Origin of the sequence: Aeromonas sp. QDB39 (assembly GCF_027707585.1) — a bacterium.
GTDB lineage: Bacteria > Pseudomonadota > Gammaproteobacteria > Enterobacterales > Aeromonadaceae > Aeromonas > Aeromonas hydrophila.
On sequence record NZ_JAPCIV010000009.1, the window covers coordinates 105,722 to 121,856 of the forward strand.

15 protein-coding genes are annotated in these 16,135 nt (G+C 60.3%); 6 read left to right on the plus strand and 9 right to left on the minus strand.

The genetic code is table 11. From position 1 onward, the window contains the following. Positions 1 to 63: 63 nt before the first annotated feature. Together bamC and dapA are read right to left on the minus strand one after the other, a co-directional pair. Positions 64 to 1,188, minus strand: coding sequence for an outer membrane protein assembly factor BamC (gene bamC, locus PG899_RS07205; protein WP_011704837.1), 1,125 nt, complete (start codon positions 1,186 to 1,188; stop codon positions 64 to 66). Further along, complete coding sequence (gene dapA / locus PG899_RS07210) at positions 1,181 to 2,068, minus strand: 4-hydroxy-tetrahydrodipicolinate synthase (protein WP_077097327.1); 888 nt, start codon at positions 2,066 to 2,068, stop codon at positions 1,181 to 1,183. Before dapA ends, bamC begins: the two co-directional genes overlap by 8 nt. A gap of 283 nt (positions 2,069 to 2,351) precedes the next feature. Here dapA and PG899_RS07215 point away from each other — a divergent pair, with 283 nt between their 5' ends. The 3 genes from PG899_RS07215 to PG899_RS07225 all read left to right on the plus strand — a co-directional run bounded on the left by PG899_RS07215 (position 2,352) and on the right by PG899_RS07225 (position 4,281). Then, the gene (locus tag PG899_RS07215; protein WP_016349586.1) at positions 2,352 to 2,885 is read left to right on the plus strand and encodes a glycine cleavage system protein R; all 534 of its coding nucleotides are present in this window, start codon (positions 2,352 to 2,354) and stop codon (positions 2,883 to 2,885) included. A gap of 21 nt (positions 2,886 to 2,906) precedes the next feature. Beyond that, entirely contained in the window at positions 2,907 to 3,371 is a 465-nt protein-coding gene (bcp, locus tag PG899_RS07220; protein ID WP_024944312.1) for a thioredoxin-dependent thiol peroxidase, read from the plus strand. A 409-nt stretch (positions 3,372 to 3,780) separates the two neighbouring features. Continuing rightward, the gene (locus PG899_RS07225; RefSeq protein WP_077097323.1) at positions 3,781 to 4,281 is read left to right on the plus strand and encodes a YfbU family protein; all 501 of its coding nucleotides are present in this window, start codon (positions 3,781 to 3,783) and stop codon (positions 4,279 to 4,281) included. A 55-nt stretch (positions 4,282 to 4,336) separates the two neighbouring features. On the opposite strand, the gene yfbV is transcribed toward PG899_RS07225, so the two are convergent. Then, positions 4,337 to 4,777: a terminus macrodomain insulation protein YfbV gene (gene yfbV / locus PG899_RS07230; protein WP_011704832.1), complete on the minus strand. Its 441-nt coding sequence runs from the start codon at positions 4,775 to 4,777 to the stop codon at positions 4,337 to 4,339. A 302-nt stretch (positions 4,778 to 5,079) separates the two neighbouring features. On the opposite strand from yfbV, the gene PG899_RS07235 reads away from it, so the two are divergent. Both PG899_RS07235 and pta read left to right on the plus strand, forming a co-directional pair. Next, positions 5,080 to 6,282, plus strand: a complete 1,203-nt coding sequence (locus tag PG899_RS07235) for an acetate kinase (protein WP_011704831.1) — start codon at positions 5,080 to 5,082, stop codon at positions 6,280 to 6,282. A gap of 51 nt (positions 6,283 to 6,333) precedes the next feature. Beyond that, positions 6,334 to 8,505, plus strand: coding sequence for a phosphate acetyltransferase (gene pta, locus PG899_RS07240; RefSeq protein WP_017410280.1), 2,172 nt, complete (start codon positions 6,334 to 6,336; stop codon positions 8,503 to 8,505). 404 nt (positions 8,506 to 8,909) lie between these two features. On the opposite strand, the gene ilvN is transcribed toward pta, so the two are convergent. From ilvN to PG899_RS07270, 6 genes are all read right to left on the minus strand, one after another. Continuing rightward, positions 8,910 to 9,404, minus strand: coding sequence for an acetolactate synthase small subunit (gene ilvN, locus PG899_RS07245; RefSeq protein WP_011704829.1), 495 nt, complete (start codon positions 9,402 to 9,404; stop codon positions 8,910 to 8,912). Positions 9,405 to 9,495: 91 nt separating this feature from the next. Next, entirely contained in the window at positions 9,496 to 11,214 is a 1,719-nt protein-coding gene (locus PG899_RS07250) for an acetolactate synthase 3 large subunit (protein ID WP_029301736.1), read from the minus strand. A 389-nt stretch (positions 11,215 to 11,603) separates the two neighbouring features. After that, positions 11,604 to 11,756 carry a hypothetical protein gene (locus PG899_RS07255; protein WP_011704826.1) on the minus strand — a complete coding sequence of 51 codons (153 nt, stop codon included), beginning with the start codon at positions 11,754 to 11,756 and terminating at the stop codon, positions 11,604 to 11,606. A 36-nt stretch (positions 11,757 to 11,792) separates the two neighbouring features. Beyond that, positions 11,793 to 12,902 carry an MJ1255/VC2487 family glycosyltransferase gene (locus PG899_RS07260; RefSeq protein WP_041217554.1) on the minus strand — a complete coding sequence of 370 codons (1,110 nt, stop codon included), beginning with the start codon at positions 12,900 to 12,902 and terminating at the stop codon, positions 11,793 to 11,795. Continuing rightward, complete coding sequence (locus PG899_RS07265; RefSeq protein ID WP_043162413.1) at positions 12,902 to 13,402, minus strand: phosphatase PAP2 family protein; 501 nt, start codon at positions 13,400 to 13,402, stop codon at positions 12,902 to 12,904. The genes PG899_RS07260 and PG899_RS07265 overlap by 1 nt, the downstream gene beginning before the upstream one ends. A 125-nt stretch (positions 13,403 to 13,527) precedes the next feature. Continuing rightward, positions 13,528 to 14,151: a TetR/AcrR family transcriptional regulator gene (locus PG899_RS07270; RefSeq protein WP_011704823.1), complete on the minus strand. Its 624-nt coding sequence runs from the start codon at positions 14,149 to 14,151 to the stop codon at positions 13,528 to 13,530. 407 nt (positions 14,152 to 14,558) lie between these two features. On the opposite strand from PG899_RS07270, the gene leuA reads away from it, so the two are divergent. Beyond that, positions 14,559 to 16,133, plus strand: a complete 1,575-nt coding sequence (gene leuA / locus PG899_RS07275) for a 2-isopropylmalate synthase (RefSeq protein WP_077097669.1) — start codon at positions 14,559 to 14,561, stop codon at positions 16,131 to 16,133. The last annotated feature ends 2 nt before the right edge of the window (positions 16,134 to 16,135 follow it).

A 16,135-nucleotide genomic window follows, 5' to 3' on the forward strand; every position in this document is an offset into this window, starting at 1 on the left:
TAAGTAACACTTCCTGTTTGTGGGGGGTTTACATAACAAAACAGGGGCACAAGGCCCCTGTTTCTATTCTGTTTTTGCAGCTTGGTCAGCCAGACCCTTGGCGAATGCCTCGGACAGACTGATGTACATCTGGGAGATGACACCGGACGACACGGGCTTCTTGTCCTTGTCGAACAGGGTGATGGAGGTCTTGCCCCCCGCCATCTCGCCAAGCTGGAAGCGATACTTGTCTTCGTCCAGCTTGAACGGCTCGCTGCCCTTGGCCTTCCAGAATTCGCTGCCCGGCTCGTCGTACTCCACGTCGATCCAGCCCAGCGACTGCTGGGTATCCTTGATGGTGAAACCGTAGGCCGGCAGCACCTGATTGAGACGACGCCACACCTGATCGAACGAACCATCGACGATCCAGGCGCTCAGCTCGTTGTTGTCCAGACCCAGTTCCAGCCCCATGCCGTCGTTGGCCTTGTGCTGTTCGCGGGACTTGAGCTGCTTGTCGTAGTAGAGCGAGAACTGGTTGAGGGCCCGGGTCGCGTAGCGCTGGGCATCCGCCGGGGTCAGCTCCTTGCTGGTCTCGCCATCGACGGTCTCTTCATGATCCAGTACCCGTACCGACATGTTGACGGCGTGGCGCTGGGGATCGTTGCGCAGGGTAAACTGGTAGCGCTGGCGAATGACGAAGTCATCGTCCTCTTCACTCCAGCCGTCGAGCGCCTTGGTGTTGTCAAACCAGCCGGTCTGCAGCACGCCGGCCTGCTGGTCCAGCTTCTCGGTGGTCACCTTGTACTGGGCGAGGAAGTTCATCAGGAAGGCCCAGGTATCGCGCTCCACGCTCTGGGAGGTGCTGAGGGCGTAGAAGGCCATGGTGGGTTCGCCAGCATTGGCCACCACCTGGCTGCCCGGTACCACGGTCAGCAGCTGGGCGGGTGGACGCACGTCAACCTTGGCACCCAGCGCGCCGTCACGGCTGCTCTCGGGCAGGGCCGGAATGTCGAAACTGCTGTTAAAGGCGGGGGTATTCAACCCGGCCGGCACCAGAAACGCGCGGCCTTCAAGGCGGGCATCCTCGTACTCGAAGCCACGGTTGGCCATCTTGCGTTCCTGGGGTGAGCTACAGGCTGCCAGCACGGCAACGGTCGCCACACTCAGCACCAGGCGCACTGCATTTCCCTTTCCATTTGCTTTAAACACTCGCCATCAACTCCGCAGTCGTCAGTGCTCGCGCCATCGCCTGTTCGCCCTCGGGGGTGAGGTCGGTGAGCGGCAGACGCAAGGTGGCCGTCGCAATCAATCCCAGCTGGGCACAGGCCCACTTCACAGGGATAGGACTCGGTTCGCAGAACAGAGTCTGATGCAACGGCATCAATCGATTGTTGATGTCGTGCGCTCGTCCGGCATCACCGGCCAGCGCAGCACGACACATGTCGGCCATCTGGGCCGCTGCAATATTGGTGGTGACCGAAATGACTCCGTCCCCGCCTTGCAGCATGAAATCACATCCACTGGCATCATCGCCACTATAAAGCGCGAATTGTGCGCCGCACAGCTCGCGCAGCAGCGGCGTACGGCTCAGATCCCCGGTCGCCTCTTTCAGGCCTATGATGCCGGGCACCTTGGCCAGTCTGGCTACCGTCTCCGGTTTGAGATCGCAACCGGTACGACCGGGCACATTATAAAGAATTTGGGGCAGACCACTAGCCTCGACGATCGCACAATAGTGACGATAGAGGCCTTCCTGGGTGGGTTTGTTGTAATAGGGGGTGACCGAGAGACCCGCCACCACGCCGGTTTCGGCGAAACGCTTGGCCAGGGCGATGGCATGGGCGGTATTGTTGGAGCCGCAGCCGGCAATGACCGGAATGCGTCCGGCGGCCAGCGCCACGGTTTTCTCCACGACGGCGATGTGCTCCTGTTCGCTCAGGGTCACCGACTCCCCCGTGGTCCCGACCGCCACGATGGCGCTGGTCCCGGCGCTGACATGATAGTCGACCAGAGTGGCCAGACTGGCCCAATCGACTTCGCCTGAAGCCAGCATGGGGGTAACGAGGGCAACAATACTACCGCGCAACATGGATATTTCTCCCGATTTTCAGGGGCGTTATGGTAAAGCTGCCCCCTTGGAAAAACAAGGGAGGCCAGGGGCAAGCCGTGTTACCATCCGGCAAAAACCGCACTGCGCGAGCCGCGGTGGAACACGCCAGACGCTGGTCGTGACACCCCGATACCGTGCTCGTTGCAACGAGATTCTCAACAAGGTTGCCATGCAGGATCGCTGGCAGTGGCCCATGGCCAGCCCCTTCGGGCTATGCCACTGCATCCACATTCGCAACCCGCTAATGGACGAGAGAAGATTTATGACTCATTACTTGGTCGTAACGGCCATCGGCACGGACAGGCCTGGCATCGTCAATGAGGTCACCCGCCACGTCAGTGGTTGTGGCTGCAACATTGTCGACAGCCGTCTTGGCATCTTCGGCAATGAATTCACCTTCATCATGCTGCTGTCCGGTGACTGGAACAGCCTGATGCAACTCGAGATAAGCCTGCCCCTGCGCAGCCAGGAGTGGGACCTCATCACCATGATGAAGCGCACCGAGCGCCACCAGTCGCTGCAATACGACATCAGCGCCAACGCCGAGATCCTGATCCGGGACCAGCCGGGCATCGTAAGCCAGTGCACCCAGTTCTTCAGCGATCACGGCTGGGACATCCAGGCCATGCAGACTATCACCCTGGAACAGCAGCCGTTCAACCTGCTCAAGGCCAGCTTTCAGCTCAATCTGGCCAAGCAGGGAGAGGCGGCCGGCTCGCAGACGGCCTTCGCCGGATTCTGTCGTGAACTGGGCGCAGAATCGTTCGAATTCATCGTCAATCACAAACACGCCTGACGGCTCATCCAAGGAGATCCCATGCAACCTTTATCCGCTGGCAGCCTGGCCCCCGATTTTTCCCTGTCCGATCAAGACGGTAACCAGGTACGCCTTGCCGACCTGCGCGGCAAGAAAGTGCTCGTCTACTTCTATCCCAAGGCGATGACCCCGGGCTGCACCACCCAGGCCTGCGGCCTGCGCGACGTCAACGCCGAGCTGGCCGCCCTCAATGTGGTGGTGCTCGGCATCAGCCCGGATCCGGCCAAGCGGCTGAAAAAATTCGAGGAGCGCGACAACCTGAACTTCCGCCTGCTGGCCGATGAAGATCATGCGGTGGCCGATGCGTTTGGCGTCTGGGGCCCGAAGAAGTTCATGGGCAAGGAGTATGACGGTATCCACCGGCTGAGCTTCCTCATTGACGAAGAGGGCAAGATTAGCCATCGCTTCGACAAGTTCAAGACCAGCGATCATCATCAGGTGGTGCTCGACCTGCTCAAGGGCTGAACCCCAGATACCGATACCGCCGATATGGAAAGGGCCTGCAAGTGCAGGCCCTTTTTTTATTCGCATGTCGTTGCCTGCCTCGCGTTGCGGGTGGCACGATGCCCGGTCCTTCGGCTCGCCTGCCAGGCAAGTGACTGGCGGCGACGTTCTCATTTGTCATGAAGGCGCCGGCTTGCATCCACGATGGGATGCCTTGGTGACGGGTCTTTCGGCACAGGCCAAATGACGCCCTTATTGTTGCGCCAGCGAGCCAGAAAGCAAGCCGCTAGCCGTTACATTTAATTAACCAGCCAGGGCCGACGTTGATTTCCCGCCCCGCTATCTCGCCAACCTCCCCTGCCAGATCAAAAAATTCATCTTATATATGGGTTAACGTGGCCCCAGTTTCATTTTCCAGTGAGAAAAGCCCATGAACATGAGCCACACCGAACGTCTGATCCTGAGCAACCAGTACGAGATCCTGGCCAAACTCAATCCGGAGAAGGCGGCGTTTTACCAACGGGCCAGCACCATCATCGAGCGCGGCTACTGCCTGCAGATCCTCGAACTGGAGAAGAGTTTCGGCCATCTTGATCTGGCCACCTGCCAGGAAGTGATCGACACCCTGGAACTGCACCACGCGCTGGCCATCTCCTGGGGCAACCTGGAAGCGGCCGATCAGAACGAAATCAATGCCAGCCGGCTGGAGTTCAACGGCTACAGCCGCAGCCAGGAGCGGGAGCTGGCCGACTACGTCTGCTTCCTGCTGGAAGTGGACAAGCGCTTCCCCGAGCTCAAGTGCCCGTGCGACGAGCTCTCCAGCGACATCGCCATGCGCGACAAGTACCAGCGCATGCTGACGGTCTGGCGCCAGTGCCCGCGTCAGTACAAGCTCTCCGTCCAGGAGATCCGCAAGGTTCTGGCAGCCTGACAGATATAAAAAAGGCGCCGCGAGGCGCCTTGGTCCGAGTCATGGGCCACAGGCCTCACTCGTAGAGGAAGGATTTGTCCAGCTGCTTGAAGGCGGCGTTGAGGGTATCGGCCAGCTCTTCGTATCTGGGCTGAGCCACCAGTTGGCGACGACCGCCCTGCTCGTTCATCTTGCCGTTGATCTCGCGATACCAGCTGGCAAGGGAGGGCGGCAGCCGGGTATCGGCGCGCTGACCGAGCCAGTAGTAGCCCTGCAGCGGCAGGCTCAGCAGAAACAGCACCGAGGTCATGACCGAAGGCCAGTAGTGCAGCTCGCCGAACTGGAACTGCAGCATGACGCTGAGCACCGCCAGCGCCGGAATGACCTTGAGGGCGAACTCGGTGGCCTTGATCACCCGATTCTCCGGGAACATGGAATTAAGCTCGGGACGGCGGGGCCAAAGGGTCATATAATGACGGCCTTGCTGTAACTTAGTTCCAAAAATGTTCATGCTCATGCTACCTCCGAGCTCTTTTTGAACGTATTAACGGCAAAACCACGACAATATTTGATGCGCAATAACAAAGGTTGAGGATGACTTTGTTATTTTTCAACAATCGGGTTATCCTTTGTACGCCCAATTTTTGCGCCAACGGCCTGCCGTTGCGCTGTCAGGGACGTCTGGATTTCGGGTCTTGTATCACTATACAAGGGGCAAGCAACAGATTGCCAACCCTCATAAGGATAAGTTGAAAGTTTTTGGACACGGCTCGTCCAACGCATCCTCCTACACAACCCAATCTGCGATAGGATTTATTCATGAGTAAGCTGGTTCTTGTTCTTAACTGTGGCAGCTCGTCCCTGAAGTTTGCTGTCATTGACGCAACCACCGGTGATGACCTGCTGTCCGGCCTGGCCGAGTGCTTCAACCTCGACGACGCCCGCATCAAGTGGAAACTGAACGGTGAGAAAGGCAGTGCCGATCTGGGCGCCGGTGCCGCTCACCAGGAAGCGCTGGACTACATCGTCAACAAGATCCTGCCGCTCAACCCGGAGCTGTCCAAGAACCTGATCGCCATCGGCCACCGTGTGGTACACGGCGGTGAGCGCTTCACCTCTTCCGTGCGCATCTGCGACGACGTCATCGCCGGCATCGAAGCCGCCGTACCGTACGCGCCGCTGCACAACCCGGCTCACCTGATCGGTATCCGTGAAGCCCGTCGCGTGTTCCCGGCACTGGCCGAGAAGAACGTTGCCGTGTTCGACACCGCGTTCCACCAGAGCATGCCGGAAGAAGCCTTCCTGTACGCCCTGCCGTACAAGCTCTACAAAGAGAACGGCATCCGTCGCTACGGCGCCCACGGCACCAGCCACTACTACATCAGCCTGGAAGCCGCCAAGCAGCTGAACAAGCCGGTGGAAGAGCTGAACATCATCAACTGCCACCTGGGCAACGGCGGTTCCGTCTGCGCCATCAAGAACGGCAAATCCGTCGACACCTCCATGGGCCTGACCCCGCTGGAAGGCCTGGTGATGGGTACCCGTTCCGGTGATATCGATCCGGCCATCATCTTCTTCCTGCACGACAAACTGGGCATGAGCGTGGCCGACATCAACACCATGCTGACCAAAGAGTCCGGCCTGCAGGGTCTGACCGAAGTGACTTCCGACTGCCGTTTCGTTGAAGACAACTACGACAGCAAAGAAGAAGCCAAGCGTGCCATGGACGTTTACTGCTATCGCCTGGCCAAGTACATCGGCGCCTACGCCGCCGCCATGGACGGTCGTCTGGACGCCGTGGTCTTCACCGGTGGTATCGGTGAAAACTCCGCCCCGATCCGTGAAATCACCCTGAACAAACTGGGTCTGCTGGGCTTCGACGTCGATCACGACGCCAACCTGAAGGCTCGTTTCGGCAAGGGTGGCGAGATCACCAAGGCTGGTTCCACCAAAGCCCTGGTTATCCCGACCAATGAAGAGTGGGTCATCGCCCACGACGCGCTGGAACTGGTTGGCGCATAATTTCGCTGTAGAGCAAGGCCGCCCAAGGGCGGCCTTTTCCTGATCCCAAAAATGAACAAGGGGTATAAAGTGGCACGCACTATTATGCTTATCCCGGTCGGCACTGGTGTCGGCGTAACTTCCGTGAGCCTTGGCGTTGTTCGCGCCATGGAACGTCACGGTGTCAATGTCAGCTTCTTCAAACCGGTCGCTCAGCCGCGTCCGGGTGAAACCGGTACCGAGCGCTCCACCGCCGTGATCCGCGCCGCTGCCAACATCAACCCGCCCGAGCCGTTCGCCCTCTCCTACGCCGAGAACATGATCACCTCCAGCAACACCGATATCCTGCTGGAAGAGATCGTGGCCCGCTTCGAAGAGCACGTGAAAGCCAGCGGTGCCGAAGTGCTGGTCATCGAAGGCATGGTGCCGACCGACAAGCAGCCGTTTGCCAACAAGCTGAACTACGACGTCGCCAAGGCGCTGGACGCCGACATGGTGTTCGTGACCCATCCGGGCAACGACTCCAGCCAGAAGCTGAAAGAGCGCATCGAGCTCGCCTGCTCCAACTTCGGTGGCGTCAACAACCCCCGCATCGTTGGCTGCGTCATCAACAAGGTGGGTGCACCGGTTGACGAGCATGGCGTGACCCGCCCCGACCTGACCGAGATGTTCGAGGCCCACCACCACACCTCCGACGCCGCCCATAACCTGGAAGTGCTGCAGGTATTCGGCAAGAGCCCGCTGCGCATCCTCGGCTGCATCCCCTGGAATACCCAGCTGATCGCCCCGCGCGCCAAGGATCTCGCCAAGCACCTGGCCGCCAAGATCCTGCACAAGGGTGAGCTGGACAGCCGTCGCCTGCAGACCGTGACCTTCTGTGCCCGCTCCATCCACAACATGATCGAGCACTTCCGTCCGGGCAGCCTGCTGGTCACTTCCGGCGACCGCTCCGACGTCATCGTCTCCGCCTGCCTGTCTGCCATGAACGGCGTCAAGCTGGGCGCCCTGCTGCTGACCGGCAACTACCACCCGGAACCGCAGGTGATGGCGCTGTGCCAACAGGCCATGGCCACCGGCCTGCCGATCATGATCACCGGCACCAACACCTGGCAGACTGCGGTCAGCCTGCAGAACTTCAACGTCGACATTCCGGAAGATGACCGCGAGCGGATCGAGCTGGTGCAGGACTATGTGGCCGGCCACATCGACAAGCACTGGATCGAGTCTCTCTCCGCCAAGTCCACCCGCTCCCGTCGCCTGAGCCCGCCGGCTTTCCGCTACCAGCTGACCGAACTGGCCCGTCAGGCCAACAAGCGCGTCGTGCTGCCGGAAGGGGAAGAGCCGCGGACCATCAAGGCTGCCGCCATCTGTGCCGAGCGTGGCATCGCCCGTCCGGTCCTGCTGGGCAACCCGGAAGAGATCCGTCGCGTTGCCGAACAGCAGGGCGTGGTACTGACCGACCGCGTCGAGATCATCGACCCGGTTGCCGTGCGCGAGCGCTATGTGGCCCGTCTGGTCGAGCTGCGCAAGAACAAGGGCATGACCGAAGTGGTTGCCCGCGAACAGCTGGAAGACAACGTGGTACTGGGTACCATGATGCTGGAGCGCAATGAAGTTGACGGCCTGGTATCCGGCGCGGTGCACACCACTGCCAACACCATCCGCCCGCCGATGCAGATCATCAAGACCGCTCCGGGTTCTTCCCTGATCTCCTCCATCTTCTTCATGCTGCTGCCGGACCAGGTACTGGTCTACGGTGACTGCGCGATCAACCCGGATCCCACTGCCGAGCAGCTGGCCGAGATCGCCATCCAGTCCGCCGACTCCGCTGCCGCCTTCGGCATTGAGCCGCGCGTCGCCATGATCTCCTACTCCACCGGCACCTCCGGCGCCGGCGCCGATGTAGAGAAAGTGCGTGAAGCCACCGAGCTGGCCAAGGCCAAGCGCCCTGACCTCATCATCGATGGCCCGCTGCAGTACGATGCGGCCATCATGGAGAACGTGGCCAAGTCCAAGGCACCGAACTCACCGGTTGCCGGTAAAGCCACCGTGTTCGTGTTCCCGGACCTGAACACCGGCAACACCACCTACAAGGCGGTACAGCGCTCCGCGGATCTGGTCTCCATCGGCCCGATGCTGCAAGGCATGCGCAAGCCGGTCAACGACCTGTCCCGTGGCGCCCTGGTGGACGACATCGTCTACACCATCGCCCTGACCGGTATCCAGGCAGCCCAGGCCGAGTAATCGACCGAGCTTATCCCTGTTGAAAAACCCGCCGCAAGGCGGGTTTTTTATGGCTGACGGGCAGATGTTGATCCGCGAGATCAAATCAGGATCCAGTTCGGATCCCGCCTTCTCGTTCAGAGGCCAGCCCGGCAAGGGCGGCGGGATAAGCAAACGCTCACACCCGCCAGAGGCGATTGCACAATTGCGCCCCAGCGGAGATCAGATCCAAATACTTCTTTAAGATCAGCACACTAACGTCAGACACACCGCTAATCTACAGACTTTTCCACAGCTTTTGTGGATAGTTTACCGATCATTTGAAAGAAAATGACAGACCCGGCCCACTCCCCTGCACCGCCTTGCGCCCATGAAAAAGGGGCTCCGAAGAGCCCCTTTGGACAACAAACCCGCCAGCCATCTACTCAGGGGCGCAGCGCCTTGTCGGCACGGGAGATACCGCAGACACCGGAGCGCACCACTTCGATAATCTCGTTGGTCTGGGCGGCCGTCTTGATGAAGGCGTCCAGCTTGTCGCTGGTACCCACCAGCTGCACCGTGTAGAGCTCGGGGGTGACGTCGACGATCTGGCCGCGGAAGATATCTGCCAGCCGTTTCAGCTCGTCACGACCACCACCGGCGGCGCGCGCCTTGACCAGCGCGATCTCCCGCTCGATGTGCTCACCCTCGCTCAAGTCGCATACCTTGAGCACGTCCACCAGCTTGTGCAACTGCTTCTGGATCTGCTCCAGCACCCGCTCGTCACCCATGGTGACGATGGTCATGCGCGACAGGGTGGGATCCTCGGTGGGGGCCACCGTCAGGGTCTCGATGTTGTAGCCGCGCTGGGAGAAGAGGCCCACCACCCGGCTCAGGGCGCCGGATTCGTTCTCCAGCAGAACGGAAATTATATGTCTCATGATGTTTCCCCCGCCTTGCTCAGCCACATCTCGTCCTTGATGGAACCAAACTTGAGTTCCTTGAGCACGACCGAAATAATATGTTCCATCGTCAGGTTCTCTCCGTCTTGCTCAGCCACATCTCGTCCATGGCACCGAACTTTATCTGCATCGGATAGACGTGCTCATCCGGGTCGACCGAGATGTCCATGAACACCAGCCGATCCTTCATGGCGAAGGCCTTCTCCATGGCGCTCTCCAGCTCGGCCGGATCGCTCACCGCGATGCCGACGTGGCCATAGGCTTCCGCCAGCTTGACGAAGTCAGGCAGCGACTCCATGTAGGAGTGGCTGTGGCGGCCACCGTAGAACATCTTCTGCCACTGCTTGACCATGCCCAGCGCCCGGTTGTTGATGGAGATGATCTTGATGGGCACCCCGTACTGCATGCAGGTGGAGAGCTCCTGGATGTTCATCTGCACCGAGCCGTCGCCGGTGACGCAGCAGACCACGGCTTCCGGGTTGGCAAACTGGGCCCCCATGGCGGCGGGAATGCCAAAGCCCATGGTGCCGAGACCGCCGGAGTTGATCCATTGGCGCGGTTTGGCAAACGGGTAGTAGAGGGCGGCAAACATCTGGTGCTGGCCCACGTCGGAGGCCACGAACGCCTCCCCCTTGGTCACCTTGTAGAGGGTCTCGATCACCTGCTGCGGCTTGATCAGGGTGGGGTGGGTCTCGTAGGCCAGGCAGTTGCGCGAGCGCCACTGGCCGATCTGGCTCCACCAATCCGCCAGTACCTGCTTGTCGTTGTCGAAGCCACACTCGCGGATCACTTCCAACATCTGCTCCAGCACGGTTTCCACCGAGCCCACGATGGGCACATGAGCCTGCACCGTCTTGGAGATGGAGGTGGGATCGATGTCGATGTGGACTATGGTGGCGTTGGGGCAGAACTTGGCCACGTTGTTGGTGACACGATCATCGAAGCGGGCACCCACGGCGAAGATCAGATCCGCGTTGTGCATGGTCTTGTTCGCTTCGAAGGTACCGTGCATGCCCAGCATGCCGATGAATTGCGGATGGGTGCCGGAGAAGGCCCCCAACCCCATCAGGGTCGTGGTCACCGGCAGGTTCAACAGCTCCGCCAGCTTGGTCACCAGGTGATCCGCATTGGCATTGATGGCGCCGCCGCCGACGTACATCACCGGACGCTCGGCCTCCACCAGCAGCTTGGCGGCCCGCTTGATCTGCCCCTTGTGGCCCGACTTGGTCGGATTGTAGGAGCGCAGGGACACCGTCTCGGGATACTGATAGGGAAACTTCTCTTTCGGGTTCTGCACGTCTTTGGGCAGATCCACCACCACCGGCCCCGGGCGGCCGCTGGCAGCAATGTAGTAGGCCTTCTTGATGGCGTCGGGAATGTCGCTGGCCTTCTTGCACAGGAAACTGTGCTTCACCACCGGGCGGGAGATGCCGATCATGTCGGTCTCCTGGAATGCATCCTCCCCGATCATGCTGGTCGGCACCTGGCCGGACAGGATCACCAGGGGGATGGAGTCCATATAGGCGGTCGCGATCCCCGTAATGCAGTTGGTGGCGCCGGGACCCGAGGTCACCAGCACTGTGCCCACCTTGCCGGTGGAGCGGGCGTAACCGTCCGCCATGTGCACTGCGGCCTGTTCGTGCCGCACCAGGACATGCTCCATCTTGCCGTTTTCAAAGAGAGCGTCATAGATGTCGAGCACTGAGCCACCAGGGTAGCCGAAAACGTGCTCAACTCCCTGATCTTCCAGCGCTCTAACCACCATCTGGGCGCCTGATAACATCTCCATGATAAAGCCCTCCAGGCTTTGCTCCGTTAAGCGAAAGCTATCGGCAGTCCGCTGCTTCCCGGCACCGCCGGTCCGTGCATTGTTGTTGTCTGAATACGGACCCGGCGAGTTCGGCGCTGTCGATAGTAGAAAAATAGGTTTTTTCCATCATTCACCCGAAAAGCGGGTGAAAAACCAACTTAACCCGCTTGTGAACGCTTGTCCACGGCTTTGTCTGACCAGAACAGTCATAAATTTCAAACAGCTATTAACATTCAGTGACTTGAGAAAAAGGGTGGGTACAATGCGAGGAAGTTGGGGGAATGACCAGCGGATCATGCTGTCACGGCCGCCCTGAATGGAAAAAAATAAGCCCACCGCCAGGGTGGGCCCGCAAGCCTGGCAGGGGATCAGTGATCCTCTTCCGGCTCCGCCAGCCAGATCTGCTGATCCGGATCCGTCTCCTCGCAGACCGAGATACTGACCCCCATGTCCAGCAGCTCGTGCAGGGTGAGATTGTCCGCCAGATTCATGGTATCGCCGTTTTCATTGGTAAAGCGCATGGTGTCCGTCCTCTCCTTGGTGGGATCCCTCTCAGTCTAGTCAAAGGCGCTCACTTGCGATAACCAACTGCTGTTTAGCGGGCTGCCCCCCTCCAGTTCGCTCAGCCGATCGCACACCTCTTCCGGGAACAAGGTGCGAGCCCACAGCCGGCGAGAGAGCGCCGGCACGCTCTCCTGCGCTCCGTCCGCCAGCCAGCCCGCCAGCTCGCTGGCCACATCGGGGTAGATAATCTGGCCAGGGGCGGCGGCATCCAGCCAGGCCCGCACCGCGTTGGCATCGAGCGCATCCATCAGACGGGCCAGCCCCATCAGCTCCAGGGTCTTGCTGTTGGTCAACTGCTCGAACTGGCCCCCCAGCGGCTTGACCAGCAGCTTCTTGCCAAGGGAGAGCGCCTCCGAGGCGAGCTCGAAGCCACCGTTGGTGATGACCCCGCGACAGCCGGCCAGCATCTGCTTGAACCCCTCCCTGGCCTGCGGCTCGAACGCTATGTTGCGCCACTGACTCGCGCTGCGAATGGCCGGATGAAAGCAGACGAAGCGTTGCTGGTTGAAGCGTGACAGCAGCGCTGCGATCGCCTCGGTCTGCTCAAACGGCAGATAAACCAGGATCTGCTGATTGTCGGGTGCAGGCGGGATGGCGTCTATGATGGGCGGCAGCAAGGGCTGGCCGAAGTGAAACCAGTGCAACCCAAGTGCCTGACGCACCGGTGCGAAACGGCGCATCAGCTGACGGTTGAAGCCGCTCTCCCCCCAGCGCGGAATGGGCCAGTCGAAGCTCGCCTGGTGGCTGATGGTGAGACTCGGCTTGCCCCAGCGGCGGGCGGCGTGGGCACTGATCGGCTCGAAATCGCTGATGACGAGATCGTAGTCGCGGCAGTCGAGTGCCCGCATGTCGCGCCAGAAGCGCAGCGGCGAGAGCCCCTTGAGGGTTCGCCAGCCCGAGATGGCCCCCTCGTGGCTGACGAAGGTGATGCCGGGAAAGGCACGATAATCGCCGAACTCGGCCATCTCGAAATAGCCGTCTGCGGGACGGCCGCTGAACAGATAGTCCACCTCCAGACCACGGGCTCGCAGCGCCCGCGCCAGGGTACGACTGCGGCTGATGTGACCGTTGCCAGTGCCCTGTACCCCGAACAGGATCCTCATCATTGGCCCCAGCCGAGCGCCAGCAGGGCGCAGCCACCGCCGAGCAGGGCGCCGGCCACCAGATCGCTCAGATAGTGCACCCCGAGCAGCAGACGGGACGCCCCCACCAACGCGGCCCAGACAAACAGCAAGGGGGCCCAGAGCGGGAAGCTGGCGGCCAGCACGGTTGCCATCAGGAAGGCGGCGGCGGTGTGGCCGGAGGGCAGGCTGTAGCGATCGGAAGGGGTGATGAAGACCGGCAGCCCCACCGGGCGCTGGCGCTTGAGCAGGTTTTTCAGCAGCAGGTAGAGCGGCAGCTCGAAGGCGAAGGCGAGCAGCGCCAGCTTCACCAGCTCGCGCTCGGCCTCCCCCTGCCACCAGAGCAGGGCCGCCAGCACGGCGTAGAGCGGGCCATCACCGGTCCGGGAGATGAGCCGGCTGATCCTGGCCTGTGGCCGGTTGTAGGCGTGCAGCAGGCAGATACGGCACACCTGCAGGTCCCATTGCTGGATCTTGTTCATAACCCCTCCTTCCCTGAAGTCTTAGAGCAGACTAGGGCGACGGGGTGACACTTGGTTGAACGTGGGATAACAGATTTATGAAAAAAGGGCCGAATGGCCCTTTTTGCTGTCTAGGTGGCAAATGATCAGTTCAGGGTGCCGCGCAGACCGTTTTCCATCAGACGGCAGTTGTGATCCGCCAGGCGGGCCATGAAGTGTTCATCCACAGTCAGGCCGAACACCTGCTCGTAGAGATCCTTCATCACGAACGGCTGCCACATCATGCTGAGGAAGGAGATCTTCAGCATCTCGGGATCCAGATTGTCACCCAGTTCGCCGTTGTTCTTCATGGACTCCAGCAAGGCATCGAACTGGGGCAGTTGGCGTTCCAGCAGACGGTTCAGCACAAAATCCCGACCAGGGCTTTTCTCGGTCGATAATGCGCTGGAGATGGCGGAGGTCAGCTCGCTGTTGGGCGCCATCACCTGATAGTAGGTGTTGAGCAGGTCGTTGAGGCTGCGGTTGCCGGCCTCATCGTGCCAGGCTTGGTCCAGCGGCTCGGCCACATCGCCCAGCACCGCCTTGTAGAGACCCTCTTTGCTGCCGAAGTAGTAGTGGATCATCGCCAGATTGGAGCCAGCCAGCTCGGCGATCTCACGGGTCGTCACCTTGCTGTAGGGGGTGTTGAGAAAACGCTCACGGGCGGCAGAGAGCAACTTGTCACGAATGTCAGAACGTCCGACCGGACGACCAGGTCTACGTTTTTCCATTTAATACCTCGGATAATTCAGCAAAAACTGACAAGTCGATCTGATTGCACAGATGATCGAGTACAGCAGGAATGACCAGATAATCGTGCAAGGGCCGAATATGGGACAAGTAAATTTGCACTCCTTTACAATCCGATTAAATAAACCAGCGAAATGAACCGGGTCTGCGCGGTTGACACAGCATAAAAATCTCGATATTGGTAAAAGCGTTATCGACTGGAAGGATTGATTCATCATGCGTATTGCCGCTCCGCTACTACTAATCTCCCTAATCGCGACCAGTCGCGCGGGATCCTTGTAGCCGGGCTCAGGCATAGCCGGAATTTACAAAAACCCGTGCACCCTGCACGGGTTTTTTTATGCCAACGCAGGATGCACGTCACCGAACTTAGGAAGAGGGAAGTCACATGTCAGATCGGGTCATCATATTCGACACCACCCTGCGCGATGGTGAGCAGGCTCTGGCGGCCAGCTTGACGGTCAAGGAGAAGCTGCAGATCGCCCAGGCGCTGGAACGGCTCGGTGTCGACGTCATGGAGGTGGGGTTCCCGGTCTCCTCCCCCGGCGACTTTCAATCGGTGCAGACCATCGCCCGCCACATCAAGCAGAGCCGGGTCTGTGCTCTCGCCCGCGCCCTGCCCAAGGACATCGACGCCGCCGGCGAAGCCCTGCGGGTCGCCGAAGCCTTTCGCATCCACACCTTCATCTCCACCTCCTCCATCCACGTCGAGAGCAAGCTGAAGAAGAGCTTCGAAGACGTGCTGGAGATGGGGGTCAACGCCATCAAGCATGCCCGCCGCTACACCGACGACGTGGAGTTCTCCTGCGAGGATGCGGGCCGCACCCCGATAGACAACCTGTGCCGCATGGTGGAGGCCGCCATCAAGGCCGGTGCTCGCACCATCAATATCCCCGACACCGTGGGCTACACAGTACCGACCGAGTTCTCCGGCATCATCCAGACCCTGTTCAACCGGGTACCCAACATCGATCAGGCCATCATCTCGGTGCACTGCCACGACGATCTGGGCCTCTCGGTGGCCAACTCCATCGGCGCCGTGCAGATGGGGGCCCGCCAGATCGAGTGCACCATCAACGGCATCGGCGAGCGGGCCGGCAACTGCTCGCTGGAAGAGGTGGCGATGATCCTGAAGACCCGCGCCGACCTGCTCGGGGTGCACACCAACATCCGCCACAGCGAAATTCATCGCACCAGCGCCCTGGTCAGCCAGCTCTGCAACATGCCGGTGCAGCCCAACAAGGCCATCGTCGGGGCCAACGCCTTCTCCCACAGCTCCGGCATCCATCAGGACGGTGTGCTCAAGGCGAAAAACACTTACGAAATCATCACCCCGGAGAGCATCGGCCTCACCCAGAACAACCTCAACATGACTTCCCGCTCCGGCCGCCACGTCATCAAGCACCGGATGGAGTCCATGGGCTACGCCGAGAGCAGCTACGACCTCGACGATCTCTACGGCAAGTTCCTCACCCTGGCCGACAAGAAGGGGCAGGTGTTCGATTACGATCTGGAGGCGCTCGCCTTCTTCAGCCAGATCCACGAAGAGCCGGAGCACTTCAAGCTGGAGTACCTCGGCGTGCAGAGCGGCAGCTCGGTGATGGCCACCGCCTCGGTGAAATTGAAGGTGGGCCAGGAGATCGTCAGCGAAGCCGCCACCGGCAACGGCCCGGTGGACGCGGTCTACCAGTGCATCAACCGCATCACCGGCTACGAGATCAGCATCGACAAGTACGAACTCAAGGGCAAGGGGGAAGGCAAGAACGCCCTCGGCCAGGTCGACATAGTCGCACAGTACAAGGGCCGCAAATTCCATGGCATGGGCCTGGCCACCGACATCATAGAGTCTTCCGCCCAGGCGTTGATCCACGTGATCAACAGCATCTGGCGCGCCGATCAGGTGGCCGAACAGATGGAACGCAACGTCGCAAAAACAGACAAGATCAATACGGAGAGCGTGTGAGT